Here is a 19522-nt window from a genome sequence, read left to right as displayed (position 1 = left end):
GACGTAAAAAAACCGGGCTCGCCCGGTTTTTTGTTGTCAGAATAAAACTGCTTTAGGATTACTGTGCTTTGGCTTTGTAACCGCGCAGCGCATTTTGCCCCAGCACGATCCCGGCACCAATCATCCCGCCGAGCAGAACCGCCAGCACCAGGGTGATTGCTTTTTTCGGACTGTCACGACGAATCGGTAACGTTGGTTTCAACACATAGCGGTAGGAGTGCAGTTTTGCCTTTTCAAGATTTAACGCCTCAATGTCCAGTAGGTTTTGCTTGGTCTGGTAGTAATTACCAGAGAAGATCAAGGGACGAGTCGCTTCGTGTTCAATCATTGATTTCAGTGCATCACTGCCCAGCAGTAGCATACTGTCCTGCGTGACATCCTGAGTTTGCTGAATTTGTGGCTTCACCACCCCAGCCTGTTCTGCATAACGCAAAGCTTCCTGGATTTGCTTGATACGCAAATCCTTTTGCTCCTGAGCAACCACTTCCTGAGTTTTCAGAGAGTCCTGCAGCGTGGCTGTTTGCAATTTGATATTATCTGCGAGGTCCAGCTCCAGCTCTTTGGCAACCTTTTCATCTGTTTGTTGAATGTATTCGGCGAGTTGACGCTGAGCTTCTTCTGGGGAAGCACCAACATAAGAAACCGCTAACGGCAGTTGTTGGCCTTTTACAGACTGCTCAATCGACAGTTTTTCCGGTTTTTCCTGATTATCCAGCGTTTCCGCCAATGCAGAGAAAGAGGTACTGAAACGACCAATAACGTTGGTCTGAAGTTCAGTCACCTTAGGCGCGCTGGCACCATACAACACATTAAGTGCGTTGTTATACGTGGCAATCTGTCCAACATCCGGTTGAGTGATAATTGCTGTAGAGGTCCATTTCTCCTTAGCAACCACTAAATAACCGACAGCACAGGCAATAGCAATAACGATAGCAACAATAATCGTCAATTTCCCACGCCACAGCTGCATCAATAAATCAATCAGATCAATCTGCTCCGGATCGTTACTGCGCCCGGATACGTTATTATCACTCACAGACATAGATATCCTAAATGAGGAAAGACTAAAACTGGCATTAGTTTAGTCATAAATATGTGTAATGCCATAGGATTATTGATAAAAAAAACAGATTATTTATGTGATTTTAATTGGCATCTTAATCAGGTGATGCTGCCAACTTACTGATTTAGTGTATGATGGTGTTTTTGAGGTGCTCCAGTGGCTTCTGTTTCTATCAGCTGTCCCTCCTGTTCAGCTACTGACGGGGTGGTGCGTAACGGCAAAAGCACTGCCGGACATCAGCGCTATCTCTGCTCTCACTGCCGTAAAACATGGCAACTGCAGTTCACTTACACCGCTTCTCAACCCGGTACGCACCAGAAAATCATTGATATGGCCATGAATGGCGTTGGATGCCGGGCAACCGCCCGCATTATGGGCGTTGGCCTCAACACGATTTTCCGCCATTTAAAAAACTCAGGCCGCAGTCGGTAACCTCGCGCATACAGCCGGGCAGTGACGTCATCGTCTGCGCGGAAATGGACGAACAGTGGGGATACGTCGGGGCTAAATCGCGCCAGCGCTGGCTGTTTTACGCGTATGACAGGCTCCGGAAGACGGTTGTTGCGCACGTATTCGGTGAACGCACTATGGCGACGCTGGGGCGTCTTATGAGCCTGCTGTCACCCTTTGACGTGGTGATATGGATGACGGATGGCTGGCCGCTGTATGAATCCCGCCTGAAGGGAAAGCTGCACGTAATCAGCAAGCGATATACGCAGCGAATTGAGCGGCATAACCTGAATCTGAGGCAGCACCTGGCACGGCTGGGACGGAAGTCGCTGTCGTTCTCAAAATCGGTGGAGCTGCATGACAAAGTCATCGGGCATTATCTGAACATAAAACACTATCAATAAGTTGGAGTCATTACCCTTAATCACCACTAAAAAAAGAAGTAGTTTACTAAAAGAGTCAATACTCTGGGTTCCTACTCTGAGCAAAATATCGAACGACAGGTTAAATAGTGGTCAAGGGACATGCCTAACGCTTCCGTACGTTATTCACTCGCCCCCCGATGCATATGCAGACTCAAATCTCACAGGATTTCTAAACATACTGGGAGGTTGTCGCCATAACAAAATTCAGTATTTACTCTATGCATCCTCCTGTCCGATATATGGCCTGAATCGCAAAATGCCTTTATCTACGGCTGATTCCGTCGATCACCCCGTATCTCTGTATGCGGTAACCTAAAAAAGCCAACGAACTGATGGCCCATACTTATTCCCATTTGTATGGATTGCCCACCACCGGCCTAAGTTTCTTTACCGTGTACGGCCCTTGGGGTCGCCCGGATATGGTGCTGTTCAAGTTCACCAAAGCGATGCTGGAAGGGAAAAGTATTGACGTTTTTAACTACAACAAAATGAAGCGTGATTTCACCTATATTGATGATATCGCCGAAGCAGTCATTCGCCTGCAGGATGTCATTTCGCAAGCAGACGAGCAGTGGACCGTTGAAACAGGAACACCAGCGGCCAGCATTGCACCATATCGGGTTTACAATATCGGTAATAGCTCACCGGTTGAGTTAATGGACTACATCCAAGCCCTTGAAGATGCACTGGGCATTGAAGCTACGAAAAATATGCTACCGCTACAACCTGGCGATGTACTGGAAACCAGCGCAGAGACTAAAGCACAGTAGTGATATTATTGTTTTTGCGTCTGAAACAACAGTTAAAGTTGTGGTTAAGAACTTTGTTTACTGGCACCGTGATTGCTACAAAGTTTAATCACTGACCTGATTAAAACAAAAAGGCCTTTTATAAGGCCTTTTTTATGGAGATGAGATTAATCACTACCAAACAAATCGCGGGTATATACTTTATCGGCGACATCAGCTAATTCTGACACCATGCGGTTAGAAATAATAATATCTGCTTCATTTTTGAACGCATTAAGATCACGAACCACCCGAGAGTGGAAAAATTCATCTTCCTCGATGACGGGCTCATAAATAATTACGGTAACCCCCTTGGCTTTTATGCGCTTCATGATTCCCTGAATAGAGGATGCTCGGAAATTATCGGAGCCACTTTTCATGATCAAACGATACACGCCAACCACTTTAGGTTTACGCGCAAGAATAGAGTCTGCAATAAAGTCTTTGCGCGTGCGGTTGGCATCGACAATCGCGCCAATGATATTATTCGGCACAGAAGCATAGTTTGCCAGCAACTGCTTAGTATCTTTCGGCAGGCAATAGCCACCATAACCAAATGACGGGTTGTTGTAATGATTACCGATACGCGGATCCAGACACACCCCTTCGATAATCTGGCGTGAGTTCAGACCAAGGCTTTCTGCATAGCTATCCAGTTCATTAAAATAGGCCACGCGTAACGCCAGATAAGTATTAGCAAAAAGTTTGATTGCTTCCGCTTCAGTCGAGTCGGTAAATAACGTTGGGATGTCCTTTTTCACCGCGCCTTCCTGCAGCAACGCGGCAAAATGCTCGGCGCGTTCGGAACGTTCACCAATAACGATACGAGACGGATGCAGGTTGTCGTATAGCGCTTTACCCTCACGCAGGAATTCGGGGGAAAAGATGATATTGTCTGAGCTATATTTTTGACGCATTGATTGAGTAAAACCGACAGGAACTGTCGATTTTATTATCATTAAGGCATCTGGATTTATTTCAATAACATCCAGTATGACTGACTCGACGCTGCTAGTATCAAAGTAATTAGTTTTAGGATCGTAATCTGTTGGGGTTGCAATAATGACAAATTCTGCGCTCTGATAAGCGTAGTGTTTGTCTAGTGTAGCTTCGAATTTTATATCTTTTAATTGCAGAAACTGTTCAATTTCTTGATCAACTATCGGAGATATCCGATTATTTAGCATCTCGACACGTGAAGGAACAATGTCCAGAGCAATGACCTCATGATGTTGGGCGATAAGAAGACTATTTGACAGACCAACATACCCAGTACCAGAAATGGTAATTTTCATTTCATGCTCTCAGTATTATCTTAATATTTAATCATGATGTCGTACATCTTGATAAGAGGGTAATGTTTTAACGTTTTTTTGAATATTAGGTCAACGAAAGTTAAAACAATTCAGATTTTCTTTATCAGAGTACGCTAGAAATATTAAGTAAAGATTAAGCAATCAACTTAAATCAATAAAATTTGAGATAAAAAAAAGCCCGGTCAAAAAACCGGGCCAGTTCACGTCAGAAGACTTACTCCATCCATTCGGTGTGGAATACACCTTCTTTATCAGTGCGTTTATACGTATGTGCGCCAAAGTAGTCACGCTGGGCCTGGATCAGGTTAGCCGGCAGTACCGCAGAACGGTAGCTGTCATAGTACGCTACCGCTGCAGAGAAAGTCGGAACCGGAATACCGTTCTGCACAGCGTAAGCCACTACATCACGCAGCGCTTGCTGATATTCATCAGCGATATTTTTGAAGTACGGCGCCAATAGCAGGTTTGCGATACCTTTGTTATCAGCATAGGCGTCGGTGATTTTCTGCAGGAACTGTGCACGAATGATACAGCCAGCACGGAAGATCTTCGCGATTTCACCGTAGTTCAGATCCCAGTTGTATTCGTCAGACGCGGCACGCAGTTGAGAGAAACCTTGTGCATAGGAGACGATTTTGCCCAGGTACAGCGCACGGCGCACTTTCTCAACGAACTCAGCTTTATCGCCCGCCAGCTTAGCCTGCGGACCAGAAAGTACTTTAGATGCCGCAACACGCTGGTCTTTCAGAGAAGAGATGTAACGCGCAAACACGGACTCAGTGATCAGAGACAGCGGTTCCCCCAGATCCAGAGAGCTCTGGCTGGTCCATTTACCGGTGCCTTTGTTCGCGGCTTCATCCAGAATCACATCAACCAGGTATTTACCCTCTTCATCTTTTTTGGTGAAGATGTCTTTGGTGATGTCAATCAGGTAGCTGCTCAACTCACCTTCATTCCACTCGGTAAAAGTAGTAGCCAGCTCTTCGTTAGACAGGTTCAGACCGCCTTTCAACAGGGAATAGGCTTCAGCAATCAGCTGCATATCGCCATATTCGATACCGTTGTGCACCATCTTCACGTAGTGACCTGCGCCGTCAGCACCAATATAGGTTACGCACGGTTCACCATCTTCAGCTACTGCAGCAATCTTAGTAAGGATCGGTGCAACCAACTCATACGCTTCTTTCTGGCCGCCAGGCATGATAGAAGGACCTTTCAAGGCACCCTCTTCACCGCCGGAAACACCAGTACCGATGAAGTTAAAGCCTTCGGCGGACAGTTCACGGTTACGACGGATAGTGTCCTGGAAGAAGGTGTTACCGCCATCAATGATGATGTCGCCTTTATCCAGATACGGCTTCAGGGAATCGATGGCAGCATCGGTGCCAGCACCCGCTTTCACCATTAACAGGATACGACGTGGGGTTTCAAGAGACTCGACGAACTCTTTCACCGTGTAATAAGGAACCAGTTTCTTACCCGGATTCTCGGCAACAACTTCTTCAGTTTTCTCGCGGGAGCGGTTGAAGATGGAGACGGTATAACCACGGCTTTCGATGTTGAGCGCCAGGTTGCGCCCCATCACTGCCATACCGACTACGCCGATCTGTTGCTTGGACATTACATACTCCTGTCAGGTGTGGTACTGCGAATCATAACACAGGTCAATATCGTGCCGTATATATTAACGCATAAATTTAATTTATGTAATGCTACTTTTTCAAAAACATATCTAAAATAGATTCAAGGTTTGCTGACATTAAAAAACCACTTCCTTTTGAGCATCAACAAAAAAAACACAAAAAAATCATGCATTATAACTAAAACATTAAATTTTCATACTATACAGTCGTATTTAAACGGGATTGTTAAAATTAAGAAATATATAACCAACCATCAGTCAAGTGAGTTATTATATAAGTCAATGTATTCATTTCCTCTTAGATTCAAATCAAATTTAAATTTAAGTGCTTGAGCAGATAAAGCATAACCAAGAAAATTGGATGAAATTTCATCCAATTCAGTTTGCAGCGATTGCACATTGTTTAAAAAAGTTCGTCCATTATGGCATTTAGTTGATGGTTCAAAATAGATAAGTTCACTACATCCCCCTACATTGCTGAGTAATAATGGTGTTCCTGCCACGCCAGCTTCAATTGCCGACATAGGTAATCCTTCACTATCAGAAGCTAAAACGAAAATATCATAATTGTTAAAATCATTAAAATTGTAAACAGAACCATGGAAAATAATATTTTTTGATGTTTTATACTCATCTTTAAGATGATCAAGATATTCTCCATCTCCGAAAAAATGCGCCTCATACCTAGGATTACCATTTACAACCTTAGCTAATAATTCAGGCCGTTTCGGATGACACATTCTTCCTAAGTAAAGAACTTTAAAAACATCTTTTTCTGCATTATTTACTTTGTTAGACTCTATGGGCAATACAGCATTTTTTATAACTCTTATTTTCTGTTCTGGAATACCTATGACATTAATGGCATTTATTTTATCCATTTCTGAAACACATAGAATCACATCTGTCATGTAAGATAGTATTTTTTCAATAAAACAATATATCTTTTTAAATCTCCCTCCATTATAAATACATGACCAGCCATGTGATACATAAATTGATCTATGTCGATAAAACAACTTAGACATCCTCGCTAATAATCCTGCGTTAGCAGAACTACTAACTACGATATCAGCAGAAATATATTTTAAAAATGCAGAGAACTGAATTAAGCCACGAATACTAAATAATGAAATAAGCGAAGGTATTAGAAAAATCTTCTGTTTATCGAAATGTTCAGTTAACCAACCTTCGGAGCTAGTTACAATAAATACATTATACTCATTTTTCAATATGCTTGTTTGTTCAAGTATCCATTTCTGTGCACCACCAATTTCTGCTTTAGTCACAACAAATACAATATTCTTCATTTAATAAGCCCGCTATAAAATTTTAACCATGATGAAACAATAGAGTCAAAAGAAAAATTTTCAATAATATATAGTCTATTATTTTTTCCAATTTCACATCGCTCTGACACCGAACTCTTTGTTAATTCAAACATTTTGTCAGCCAGTTCATCACAATTATTACTTACAATATCAGATGAGTAACGAACTATAGATTCAACCCCACCACAACTTGTAGACAAAACTATTTTTTCGCATGACATAGCTTCAGCAAGTGCCATTCCGAAGCCTTCATATATAGATGACAAAACAAAAGCATCAGCAGCATTCAAATAGTCACTTACATTACTTAAAGCTCCTAACATGATAACTTTGTTATTAAGGTTTTTCTCTCTAATAATGTTCATCAACTCTTCACGACAAGAACCATTACCAACTATTAATAATTTTGCACAATTAACTTGCTGACTGACTTTATGAAATGCCTCAAGCAATAGTTTATGATTTTTTTCAGGCTCAAGCCTTCCAACAGTAATAAAAACAAAATCACTTTCGATGCCTAATTCTTTACGCAACTTATCTCTGACTGAGATGTCTTTTGAAAATATCTCATGATTAATGGCATTATGAACTACTTTAGAATTATCTCTGCGCATAGCCCTTAATTCAATAAATGAATTAAGGGCTGATTGGCTAACATTAGTATTAAGATCAGATAAAAAATCAGTAATTCTATAAACAAACATACGTGCGCGACCTCCCTCGTTACTACTATGAGCACTACAAATAAGAGGAGGTATTTTGAAAAAAAGTTTAAGCAGTCTTGAAAAAATATTTGCATGAAACATATGAGAATGAACAACATCTACATTTACAAGAAAATTTCGCATTTTAAATAAAGTAGCAACGACACTAAACAAGCCTTTTGTCATTCCTAATTCAATCACCTTGACATTATTCAGTGGGCTTATTATCGCATTACCAGTCAAAGATATGATGACTACTTCATGACCATTTTCCACCATTTGGTCCGCTAAATTGCAAACCTGTATTTCTGCCCCACCAAGTCCCAGCCCTGTAATAACATATGCTATTTTCATTTTAATTTCCATCTTTCATTTAAAATCAACATAATTGTTGTGATGAACAATAGAGGAGTAGTTAAGGAATAATAACTTAAAAAAGCACTATACACGATAAAAAAACAGATAAAAGGATATAAATAATAGTTTACGAAATGAATTTTTCTCACAACCAAAATTAAAACCAGAGTGTAAATAATAGTATATGTAAAACCAAATCCTAATATGCTCTGTACAAACCAATTATGTGGTATATTAGTAGCGTCAGGATTCATACTAAAATAATCTGTAGTTCCATTGATCCAAAAATAGTCCATTCTATTGAATATGAAATCCACAGCATCTTTATAAATCATCGTCCTTTCTATGTTACTGGGGTCATCTAAATTGAGATAGCGAATGTGGCCAAAATTAAAATAAGTTAAGAGATTAGGCAATATATATGCTGCGACATACTGTATTGTTACTGACATAAACAACAACACTAAAAAGAAAGAAAATTTGCTCTTTATTTTTGACGCTATACAATATGCAAGAAGCGCTAATACAGCAGTCCTTGAACCAGTAATAAGCACCGAAAAAAGTATAGTCATATAAATTATGTTTTTTAAAATTTTAGATTTTACTATTTTTAACATTAACAAATTAATGGTTAATAAAATTTAACTAGTATAGTTGGGATCTCCATTTAAAAGGGAATATCTTCCAGTATGTGATTCGTATAAACTCCAAAAAGAACAAATCAGGATCAACAAAGCTAGAATGCTAAAAAAATCATCTTGTTGTATAGGTCTCGTATATTTACTATTAGAAAGTGCTAACATTGCCACTACAGCTACTGCCATTGGATACGCAGCAACTATACCGCTAGTAACAGTTAAAAATAGAAGTGGTATTATTAATGCGCACATACAATAAAATACGTTTCGATATACTCCCTGTTTAATAATTACAAATAATGCCACGAATGCAAAAAAATGTATAATCAGTGCATTGAGAACAGTAAGGTCGAAGGGGGGTTTATAGATAAAAAGACATAAAAGCAGTCCAATAATAAAATAACATAAGGTTTTATTCATATTTTTACCGCATAAAAAACATCATGATGTGTCTAATTATACCTCTTATTACTCTTGCTATATCCTTAACCACATTATTTTTTTTCATGTAATCCTTTCTTTCGCATTCTATACTACTCGGGATATTAACAAAATCTTCAAAAACAATGCAAGGACGGCAATGGAGTATTGTTATGTCACAATTATTTTTATGCATGGACCAATCGTCAGCTATAGATAATATGTTTTTACTTATCATTTTTTTCACACCTTCCTTTGTAATAAGATAGCCAACTGTTCCGCATGACCAATCTTTCCATACTTTTCCCAGATTACAGTTGGACACTCTATGCTTAACTTTTATAGGTTCCTTTTTGTAGAATAAATATTGATCACTCTCAGATAGTTTTGAGTATCCTAGTATAACGATATCGTCTGAAATATTTAATTTCATAATATCTATTATATGTTTTTCAAAGCCACTAGTCAGAATTGCATCATCTTCTAAAACAATACCGCATTTCACATCATCTTTTATTATTCTTTTATATACTTCCTTATGACTTAAAGAACATCCTAATTCACCTGGCGTTATATCTCGCAATGATTTTATTTCATATCCTTGTTTTATATCTTCAAGATCCCTATGACTTTTATTACGTAGATCTACTGCATTGACAAATTCATAATCTAATCTCAGACTTTTTAACCGAGAAGTTATAATCTCTCTTCTTTTTATTTCATTTTGTAATGAAACAACATAAATTTTATAATCCATATAATTACCCATCAGAATTTCCAAATATCATATGTAGATATTTCCGTTTATAACAAACAAACACCAATATCATTAAACTAATTACTTCAGTTATCAACACTGCCACGCTAGCCCCTAATGCGCCATATAATTTACTGAGAAAAATTGCATATGTACAATGTAATGCCGCTGTAATAAATGGAGCCATTGCGAATGTAAAATTATCATTCATAGGTAAAAGAAGGCAATTAGAAAGAATAACCGATAAGGGTATTAATATAATCATTGGGGCCATTATTCTCATTATTAAATGAAGATTATTGAATTCCGCACCTAATATAAGTGGCGCTAACAGAGGCATAATAAAGTAAAATATTACTGAAGCAAATAGACAAACTGATATTTGCCAAGTTATCAATCTTCGCATAAAGGCATAATATTTTATTTTATTATACGCCATTAAATAATTTGCCCGTGGATAAATAACTTGCCCTAATATCAAGAAAATGCCGATAATAGCCATTCTAAGTTTATCCGCTGCGCTATAATACCCAACTTCAGTAAACGTACTAACAAATGATAAAATTAAGGGTGTGCAAGCTGTATAGAAACTTATTGCCACTGTACCAAAAAATAAAGGTGAAGATTCTAAAACTAATTTTTTAATGAACTGGAAGTTGAATACAGGCTTAAGTATATTAATCCCTATATCTCTTATAAAAAACAAACTAATGATACCAGAGACTAAAGATGGAAGGCTTAATATTATTATCGCAAAATGTAACTTATCTGCCGCTGTAACAAATATAAATAACAGAGGAAGAGCCAGCAGTTTTGAAAAAACCGAAAAAAAGGAAATTAAATAAAGTCGCTCAACTCCTTGGAAAAGCCACAACGGAAAGATAACCGCACCAACCAACTGAGGAATTATATATAAAAAATATATACTTACCTCTCTGAATAGACCTATAAAAAAAATCAATACAAACATTACTATTGTAACAGCGATTAAAATAATTAACTTAGCTAGAATCACATTCCAATATATTTCTTCAATTATTTTTTTATTATTTTTATTGGCTGAAATTTTTCTAGTGGCACTAAGGTTAAAACCAAAGTCAATACAAAGTACAAGATAACTACCAACCGTAAGTATAGTACTTAAGATACCATAATCATATACACCCAATACTCTTGTTAGATACGGCAATGAAATAAGTGGAATAACATAATTCAATCCCTGCATAAGTAATACTGCAACTGAATTTTTAATAAATAGATTCATGTGGTATTTTCTATTATGGAAAAATATATAATCATAGCTCAACTTTCAAGAGCTTAAGTAATTTATACATAGACTTGCGAAATAGATTTGATAACCTATATATCGAAACTTTCCCATCAATTACTATATACTCATTACATCTAGAAAACGTATGGATTCCATCTTTATATGGACTAATAGGCAAAATTTCACTCGCTAACGTCTCTTTATAATTTAGCTCATCAAAAACATCAATCTTCATTAAATTCAATCCGCCGCCATAGGTAGTACTACAATTTTGCGCTACTCTATATAAGGATGAGTCAATATTTATAATACCTCCACCATTTCTTCCAAATGCGCTGTTATCAGCAATAGGTGAACTTGGGTGTAACACATATGGACCTTCAATGTCTTCGGAGAAAAATAATTCCAAGCGCTGAGGTGATGTAATCTCTGATGTAAATAAAAAATAGGTGCTATTTTTTTTATATATAAATGAATCCACTTTCCTTACATCTTTCATTAAGTCACAGTGAAATATAAATTTATTTTTATTAATATCAAACTTATATAACTCAAGAGCATGCATATCAGCAGTTTCTGGTAGGCAATATAAGCAATCATTGTCATAAAAAATAAACGGAAAAGATTTATGTCCATGTTTACAGTTTACATCATCAAAGAAATTGTAATGTTTTCCTGAAAGATCAATACATTCAATTTTTGCATTACCTTTGCAGTAATTAAATATTTCATAAGCTATATAATACTTACTCCCTAACATAAAAATAAAAGGATCAGCCTCGTAATCACTTCCCCCGTGTATATCTAGCCAGTTCACGCCCTCCCACAAAAGATTGTTTATTTCACCGTCAAGTTTGACTAAACCGATACGCCAAATATCCTGTCCAAATAATTTATATAATAAACTAGTCATCACAACCCTTCATTTCTGATTAATTATCACTAGCTGCAAACGTTATAAAATCCCCAACATCTGATTCTGAAGCAGAATCCGTAAAGAAAAAATTTATTTTCCCTCCTATTTTATTTTTAAAGAAAGCATCATTATATTCCTTTACGCCCACCGCCCCAGAAAATGAAATAATTTGAGGGGTAATTTGTGAACTTAACACTTCTTTTTCACAACCACTTTCAACTAAATAATGAACAATCCGGTCTATAAAACCCATGTATTTAAATGATACCTTGAGACCTATCATTGAATTATTTTTATAGACAAAAGTAACTTTATATTTTTTGCAAGGGTGATCTATATAACGCCAATTAATAAATTGCGCATCGGCATTAATAATAAGATTTCTACTATTCCCGATTATATTATCTATTTCTTTACCTATAGTTGATGATGAAACCAACTCTCTATTTGCTTTTATATTTTTTATAGTAAGCTTCCAATTCGGTTTTGTTAAATATGACTGCAATGGTGGCATAAAATTCATTTTAGTACGGCGCCAGCCTGGTAAAGCATTACTATTTGGATGGCCGATTAAAATAGCTCTTTCACTTTTGATTTTTTCAACTGTCACTCGAATCATTTTGACAAATAGATTTTTATCTCGATGTAGCGGGTGAGAAAGCACATCTACAACATAATATCCCTTCCTGTCGCCCCCATTTTTTATCATATTTATAGGAATGAGGAACATATTAGATATTATTTCCCCGTTTAATTTTATATTTACACTTACTCCCTCTCCATGTGGGTTTTTATATAACAGCCATGGTAAATATTCACTATTAAATATCCTATTTTCTGAGTCATAGGCTGTTTTATAGAATGGGATTATTTTTTTAAGCAATCCCTCTGACACTCTCTCAATTGTGACATTCATATATTTTTTCTCGCAGAGTAATTACTGACCTTTATTAAATAAAAAAAAGCTACCGCCCCTGGCTTAACAGCTACCAGTGCACTACTTAAATGTCTAAGATGTAATTTGCTTCGTTTGCTATCGCAAAGCTCTAATAAATGTAAATGCTAATTGTCTTACCAAATTCAGCCAGAAACAAGGAAAAAAACAACAAAAAACAGATTAAATTTAGTAGGTTAACTTGTTGTAATTCTTTATTTTTCATATGAAAAACGACAGTAACACTCCGCTGCATAAATCATAGGCTTTGGAATGTTAGCTGCCGCTATTTTTCTGGCTTACCGTCACGAAGAACTGTAAATCTCTACTCGCTAAGTAGCTTCTCAATGCTCTTGCGGAACTTAGCCCCTTCTTTCAAATTCCGCAGCCCGTACTTCACGAACGCCTGCATATAGCCCATTTTTTTACCGCAGTCGTAGCTGTCGCCGGTCATCAGCATAGCATCTACAGACTGTTTTTTCGCCAGTTCTGCAATGGCATCCGTCAACTGAATACGTCCCCAAGCCCCTGGAGCAGTTTTTTCCAGATCTGCCCAGATATCAGCAGACAGCACATAGCGCCCTACTGCCATCAGATCGGAATCAAGTGTTTGCGGCTGGTCTGGTTTTTCAATGAACTCAACGATGCGGCTGACTTTACCTTCGTTGTCTAAAGGCTCTTTGGTCTGAATAACAGAGTACTCGGACAGATCGCCTTCCATGCGTTTAGCCAGTACCTGACTACGCCCGGTTTCATTGAAGCGGGCAACCATGGCAGCCAGGTTGTAACGCAGAGGGTCCGCACTCGCGGTATCAAGAACAACATCAGGAAGCACCACGACGAACGGGTTGTCCCCAACAATTGGGCGAGCACAAAGAATGGAATGACCCAGACCGAGCAGCTGTGCCTGACGAACGTTCATAATAGTCACGCCGGGAGGACAAATAGACTGAACCTCGGCTAATAGCTGACGCTTAACACGCTGCTCAAGCAGCGATTCGAGTTCGTAAGAGGTGTCGAAGTGGTTCTCAACCGCGTTCTTAGACGCATGAGTCACCAGAACAATTTCTTTGATACCTGCAGCTACAACTTCGTCGACAATGTATTGAATCATCGGCTTGTCTACGATCGGTAGCATCTCTTTAGGGATTGCCTTCGTGGCTGGCAACATATGCATCCCCAGGCCCGCTACCGGGATAACTGCTTTCAAATTAGTCATTCTCTCTCCTACCTCTTAACGGCTGATAAAGTATAGACTTTAGCCGTACGTTAGCCAGTATTGCTGGCTCCATCCTTAACACGAAATAACTGGGTTAAGGTAAACCGAATGCAAACTCTACACTTCACCAGCACCGAGGTGAACTCGGATTCTTCGGAAACGAGCTAATCTCGTCAATTTTATAACATTTCCGAAAAATCGTAGTTAACTAAGCCTCGGACACTCTACAAACACCAATCACTCAGAGACAAACGTAATGTCATCTTTCTTATCGTGCAAAAATTCGTATTTTAAAGTGCGATCCAGTCCCTGGGACAATGTGTAAGGAGCGACAAAACCAGAGGAATGGACTTTTGTTGCATCAAACTGTGTTGTGGCACAGAACTTCTTCACGCGCACAGAGCTGACGGCATATTTTTTGCCTGTCACTTTTCCCAGAATATCAAAGCAATAACCACCTAACATGCCTAAAGCGTAAGGTAAGTGTGCTGAGGGGATTTTTTTACTTAAGCTCTGTTCAACTTCTGTAACCAGTTGATTCATATTGAGATCAGGTTTGTCAACGTAATTATAAACCTCATAACCAGCAGTCACATTCTTCAGTTTATACTTGATAAACTCAACAATATTGCCTACATAAGCCATTGATTTATAATTCGTACCAGCTCCAACCATCATAAACTTACCGCCAGCTATCTGCTTCAGCAGATTATAAACGTTGCCGCGGTTGCGCTCGCCAAAGATAACCGTCGGGCGGATAATGGTCAGCGAACGTTCATCTGGAGCTTTAGCATGCCACTCACGCAGGACCTCTTCCGCTTGCCACTTGCTTTTACCATAGTGGTTGAAGGGATCGTGAGGATGATTTTCATCAGGGTTGATCTTGTTCAGGCCATAGACCGCAACAGAGCTAGTGAAAATAATGTTTTTAACATCATTTTTTTCCATAGCAGCCAATACATTGCGTGTCCCCTGAACATTCACATCATAGTAGAGTGAAGTAGGACTGACATCATCACGGTGTTCAGCCGCTAACAAAACGACTGTGTCATAGCCTGAAAGCGCCTGATCCAGAGTTTGTTGATCGCGAACATCGCCAATTTGCGTGATTTGCGGATAGAAATGACTCTGCTGTTTATCCAGATTCTTAATATCAAAATCCGCAACAGTCGTCTCCAGGAGTCTGGTCCCCACAAATCCAGAGGCACCGATGAGCAAAACTTTATCGTTCATAAATCACTTTGTCTGTTCGTAACACAAGAAACATATGATAAAGATGAGCGTCTTCCCTGAGTAGTCAATGCTGCCCAGTCCCAGCTTTAACAGTAATTGTGTGATTATAATCTTTTAGCCAATGATATCCAGTAAGATTATAGTGAGGTTACCTCTCCTCCCCCGGGAGTCGAAAATTCACCGCTTCGACATTCACCACCTGATGGTTTACCCGGTCGATGTCAACTGAGGTTTGCCCGGTTTCGTTTACCGCTTGAACATTCGCCAGCGAGAGTAATGTGTCCTGTTTAGCCATAAACTTGCCGCGCACATCCTGACGGAGATCGAAGTGCATCTTGAGTGCGGGTCCCGTCGCGGATTGCTGCATCACCCTGATGTTACGTAAAAAAAGGTGCTGTGGTTGGTTATGCAACTCAAGCGTGGCATGCTTCATTTCCACGTTGGTGATCGCCACAAATGAAGTCGCATTACCAGAGGAGATCTGAATACCGCGCAATTTGTATTCACGTTTCGTATTATCCAGATGAATATTATTTAACTTAAAGTTTTGTGGAATGGATAAATAACGCCCTTTGATTACGCCGTAACCAATGAGCATACCTGCGCTATTCTCCATATTGATATTATCAATTACGAAATTATCACATCCGTAAATAGCGACCGTCGCATTATCAATGCCCGCTTTCTTACTGAAATCCGGGGTGATATTTCGCGCGGTAATATTACGAATAATAAAGTGTTTGCCGTTCTCTACATGGACTAGCTGTCGGCAGTCGGTACCGGTGATATTCGCTACCACAAAGTTTTTTACCGCCAGTTCATCAGGATAGGTATTGTCATAGGTACTCCCCGCCAGACCGATGCCGATGCCCCAGTTCACGTTGCCGTTGGTACAGTTGATACGTTCAATGACATGGTCAGAAATGAGGATGTTGCTGTCATTTATCGCTACATTCCACTCGATAGCATCACCCTGTAAATCGCTAAAACGGCTGTTCGTGATCTTTACGCCGTCCATTCGGTTATGATAACCCTGACGCAAAATGCCATAGTTAGCGCGCGTGACGGTAATATCATCGATAGTCAGATTACGCATCAGCCTCGAGGTTTTACCGCCGATATAGATTTGCGTCACCGGACCGAAACCGCTCATGGCAATCCCTTTTATCACACAGTCCGACCCCCGCACATCGAGGGTAACGTTCCTCAGGCTCCCGCCCTGCTCGCCCATCACCTTGCATCCATCCTGCAGAACAAAGCGCCCACGGCCATTGCCACTTATTCGCCCTTGCAGGAATAGCGTTTTGCCTGGCGGGATAACGATGGCGGTATTGATATCCTTACATTCCAGGCCTGTTGGTACGACGACCGTTTGTCCTTCTTTGAACGCCTGCCTGAAAGAAGCCACCCAATCCTGTGGGTTGTAATCCTGAATGTTGACGCTGCCCGGTGATTCTAGCGCCCGAACAACGGGAGAATGCAGCACGACAAGCGCAGAGCCTGCCGCCAGAAAAGTACGGCGTGAGAGTTTTTTCTCTGACATACAACCTCGATTTACATCGTTTGCAGCAGACTGGCTAACTGTTTATTGATCGCTAACTGATTAAATTCAGCTGCAATTTTTTCTCGCGCGCACTGCACAATCGGCTGCACCTGCTCACTGTCGAGCAGGCTAAATGCCGCTAATCGCTCTGCCAGCGCCTGCGCATCGTTTTCCGGTGCCAGCCAGCCAGACTTGCCCGACTCGACCAGTTCAGGGATCCCACTATGGACGGTGGAAATCACCGGGATCCCCACTGCCATCGCCTCCATCAGCGCCACCGGGATCCCCTCCATATCGCCATCCCTTCCGGTGATCGACGGCAGCAAAAAGACATCCGCCTGCTCAAGCATTTCCTTCACCTGATGGCTGGGTTTAAAGCCAGGCATCTCAATCACATCATCAAGTTGATATTGCTCAATTAGCGTACGCAGACGACGCTCCCAGGGGCCAATGCCAAGGATGCGATAACGGAATGCAACGCCCTGCTCTTTCAACTGACGACAGGCTTCGATGGCGACGTGCAGTCCTTTTTTCTCAGTTAACCGGGCGACAGAGATAATCTCCAGCGGGGCGGCTGGCGATTTCAACTGGCGGGGCGTAAAGCGCGTCATATCGATTCCCATGCGCGAGACCGCGATTTTCTGCGGCGGGCACCCCATATTTTTTAAACGTCCGGCCCAGAGGTTGCTGATGGGTAACATCAAATCCCCACGTTCAAACAGTTGCTGATATTCAGGGGTGTAGTGGGCAAGCACATCCCGATGCGAAACATCAATGCCGTGAAATACCGTGGCGATTTTGCCGCGGATCATCCCAAGCTCACGCAGTTTGGCGGCCGTTACACCTGCGGGTCCAAAATGAGCGATAAACACATCCGCTTCAAACGCCCGCGGGTTCGCGCCACAAATGGCCGCCAAAATCAGATTGCGCGCCTCATCGCCATAGCGTGAAACATTCAGCGCTTTCCAGGTGGCTGAGCGGGTAATACCGCGCAGGGCCGCCACTGCCCTATACTTAAGCTTCGCCAGTTTGCTGTTCGGCTCATTCAGTAACCAGCGCGTTTTTTCACCCAGACGGTAGGTATTAAATGAAGCATGGGTATTTTCAAGATCGCCCTTGTGCAACGCGACAATTTCCACGTCGTAGCCCATGTCGATAAATGCGGTAATCTGATTGAGTACAAAGGTCTCGGAGGAGAGCGGAAATTTAAGCAGGAAAAAGCCAACCTTCATTTTTCCCCCTCAATACGCGTTAAAACCGATTGCACCATGTTCACCCCACGTTCACGCTCACGCCTAACCGCGTCGCCGAGACGTATGTTCAACTCAGGTAGCTGTCCGAGAGCATCGGCGACCTTTCCTTCCAGGCTGCCATCGAGCAGATGGCGAATATCGACGGCCATCTCTGCTAACCCCAGTTGTTGCATGATACCTGCCGATTTATGCTCATAATTAATGGCGATGGCTGGCGTCATAAAATTCATCGAGATGATGGCCGAGTGTAAACGAGTCCCCACCGTCAGATCGCATGCAGCCAAAATTTTCCCCATCTCCAGGTCGTTGAGTTCATCCATCACCACGTGATAACGGCCCGGGTCGTTAACATACTGGCGCAGGTTCAACGCCACCATGCGGTCATCTTTGTTGTAACTATCAATACCGGTACAGGTTGACAGCGCTATCACCTGGTAACCTTCATCAAGGATGCGGTTCACTACCCCAGCAAAAGCTTGCTCATAGGCCTGCTGCGTTGTCCCCAGACGCTTATCAAAAGGAGCCAGCTCACGCAGAGTAATGGCAACGGTCTTCTGTTTTGCCGCCATGTGTAACCAGTGCTGTACAGCATAACCAGGCTCATAATCCTCATCATGGTTATTTACCAGCCAGGCGGTATCTACCCCGGTTTCGACTTTATCCGTGTTTATTGCACTGCGCTTCATCAGATCCAGACTGACGGATTCACGCAAAATCAACGCATTACAGTGTCCAAAAACGTAGTTCGCCAGTTGATTAAACTGTTCATCCTGGAATGGCCCCACGCTGTGGCCAATCATGTACAGCGGTTTTTTCGCCATAAACGTACACAGAGCATGTTCAAACTGCGGTACGCCATACAAATCGACAAAAAACGATCCGCCGACCTGGATAATGGCGTCGTAGCGCGACAGCAGACGAACAAAATCGGTAAACCCCTGGGCGATCGCGATATTGCGCAGATTACCGGAATCGGTGACACGCGAGAGCAGCACCTGATGCTGATAGCGACGACGCAGCACTTTCTTCACGCGTCCCATAACGCCCGCGGCGTTATTGTGTTGCTTCATCTGCGAATACAGCGGATCGCCCATCACCGGGCGGTTCAGCAACCACGAAGAACTCACCGGATAACGGCTCATAACATCCACTTCAGTCTCAGGACGCAACGCGTTAATGGCATCCAGCAAACCGCGCAGAATCGCGCTATCCCCACGGTTCCCACAGGTATGGTTGCCTAAAATTAATAGTTTCATTATGACC

The 19522-nt window shown here is 41.2% G+C and carries 15 protein-coding genes and 1 pseudogene; 2 read left to right on the top strand and 14 right to left on the bottom strand.

Annotation, left to right across the window (positions count from 1 at the left end; genetic code table 11):
* Positions 1–58 precede the first annotated feature (58 nt).
* The gene (wzzB, locus tag HV334_RS09630; protein WP_181221577.1) at positions 59–1042 is read right to left on the bottom strand and encodes an LPS O-antigen chain length determinant protein WzzB; all 984 of its coding nucleotides are present in this window, start codon (positions 1040–1042) and stop codon (positions 59–61) included.
* A gap of 177 nt (positions 1043–1219) precedes the next feature.
* Here wzzB and HV334_RS09625 point away from each other — a divergent pair.
* Positions 1220–1917, top strand: a protein-coding gene (locus HV334_RS09625; RefSeq protein ID WP_095033700.1) for an IS1-like element IS1B family transposase whose coding sequence is annotated in 2 segments (ribosomal slippage) — positions 1220–1469 and positions 1469–1917 — 699 coding nt in all. Because the reading frame shifts where the segments join, the coding sequence is not laid out codon by codon here.
* 160 nt (positions 1918–2077) lie between these two features.
* Positions 2078–2796 (top strand): annotated as a pseudogene (locus HV334_RS09620) (NAD-dependent epimerase/dehydratase family protein); the annotation flags it as partial.
* Positions 2797–2854: 58 nt separating this feature from the next.
* Here HV334_RS09620 and ugd read toward each other — a convergent pair.
* The 13 genes from ugd to wcaK all read right to left on the bottom strand — a co-directional run bounded on the left by ugd (position 2855) and on the right by wcaK (position 19515).
* Positions 2855–4021, bottom strand: a complete 1167-nt coding sequence (gene ugd, locus HV334_RS09615) for a UDP-glucose 6-dehydrogenase (protein WP_181221575.1) — start codon at positions 4019–4021, stop codon at positions 2855–2857.
* A 235-nt stretch (positions 4022–4256) separates the two neighbouring features.
* On the bottom strand, positions 4257–5663 hold the full coding sequence (gene gndA / locus HV334_RS09610; RefSeq protein WP_181221573.1) for an NADP-dependent phosphogluconate dehydrogenase: 1407 nt from the start codon (positions 5661–5663) through the stop codon (positions 4257–4259).
* 275 nt (positions 5664–5938) lie between these two features.
* Complete coding sequence (locus HV334_RS09605; protein WP_181221572.1) at positions 5939–6994, bottom strand: glycosyltransferase; 1056 nt, start codon at positions 6992–6994, stop codon at positions 5939–5941.
* Entirely contained in the window at positions 6991–8073 is a 1083-nt protein-coding gene (locus HV334_RS09600; protein WP_181221570.1) for a glycosyltransferase, read from the bottom strand. The genes HV334_RS09605 and HV334_RS09600 overlap by 4 nt, the downstream gene beginning before the upstream one ends.
* A gap of 1065 nt (positions 8074–9138) precedes the next feature.
* Entirely contained in the window at positions 9139–9891 is a 753-nt protein-coding gene (locus tag HV334_RS09595; protein WP_181221568.1) for a glycosyltransferase family 25 protein, read from the bottom strand.
* Positions 9892–9895: 4 nt separating this feature from the next.
* Positions 9896–11155: an oligosaccharide flippase family protein gene (locus HV334_RS09590; protein ID WP_181221566.1), complete on the bottom strand. Its 1260-nt coding sequence runs from the start codon at positions 11153–11155 to the stop codon at positions 9896–9898.
* 31 nt (positions 11156–11186) lie between these two features.
* Positions 11187–12074 carry a hypothetical protein gene (locus HV334_RS09585; RefSeq protein ID WP_181221564.1) on the bottom strand — a complete coding sequence of 296 codons (888 nt, stop codon included), beginning with the start codon at positions 12072–12074 and terminating at the stop codon, positions 11187–11189.
* Between the two features lie 19 nt (positions 12075–12093).
* Positions 12094–12993 carry a GNAT family N-acetyltransferase gene (locus HV334_RS09580; RefSeq protein ID WP_168978150.1) on the bottom strand — a complete coding sequence of 300 codons (900 nt, stop codon included), beginning with the start codon at positions 12991–12993 and terminating at the stop codon, positions 12094–12096.
* Positions 12994–13336: 343 nt separating this feature from the next.
* Entirely contained in the window at positions 13337–14230 is an 894-nt protein-coding gene (galF, locus tag HV334_RS09575) for a GalU regulator GalF (RefSeq protein WP_181221563.1), read from the bottom strand.
* 237 nt (positions 14231–14467) lie between these two features.
* On the bottom strand, positions 14468–15463 hold the full coding sequence (locus HV334_RS09570) for an SDR family oxidoreductase (protein ID WP_181221561.1): 996 nt from the start codon (positions 15461–15463) through the stop codon (positions 14468–14470).
* A gap of 148 nt (positions 15464–15611) precedes the next feature.
* Positions 15612–17006, bottom strand: coding sequence for a colanic acid biosynthesis protein WcaM (gene wcaM / locus HV334_RS09565; RefSeq protein WP_181221559.1), 1395 nt, complete (start codon positions 17004–17006; stop codon positions 15612–15614).
* An 11-nt stretch (positions 17007–17017) separates the two neighbouring features.
* Positions 17018–18238 (bottom strand): colanic acid biosynthesis glycosyltransferase WcaL, encoded by a 1221-nt coding sequence (gene wcaL / locus HV334_RS09560; protein ID WP_181221557.1) that lies wholly within the window; start codon positions 18236–18238, stop codon positions 17018–17020.
* The gene (gene wcaK, locus HV334_RS09555) at positions 18235–19515 is read right to left on the bottom strand and encodes a colanic acid biosynthesis pyruvyl transferase WcaK (RefSeq protein ID WP_047359119.1); all 1281 of its coding nucleotides are present in this window, start codon (positions 19513–19515) and stop codon (positions 18235–18237) included. Before wcaK ends, wcaL begins: the two co-directional genes overlap by 4 nt.
* Positions 19516–19522 lie beyond the last annotated feature (7 nt).

It is taken from the genome of Citrobacter sp. RHBSTW-00944, assembly GCF_013615435.1.
GTDB classification, from domain to species: Bacteria; Pseudomonadota; Gammaproteobacteria; order Enterobacterales; family Enterobacteriaceae; genus Citrobacter; species Citrobacter braakii.
This window is presented reverse-complemented; position numbering and strand designations above follow the sequence as displayed.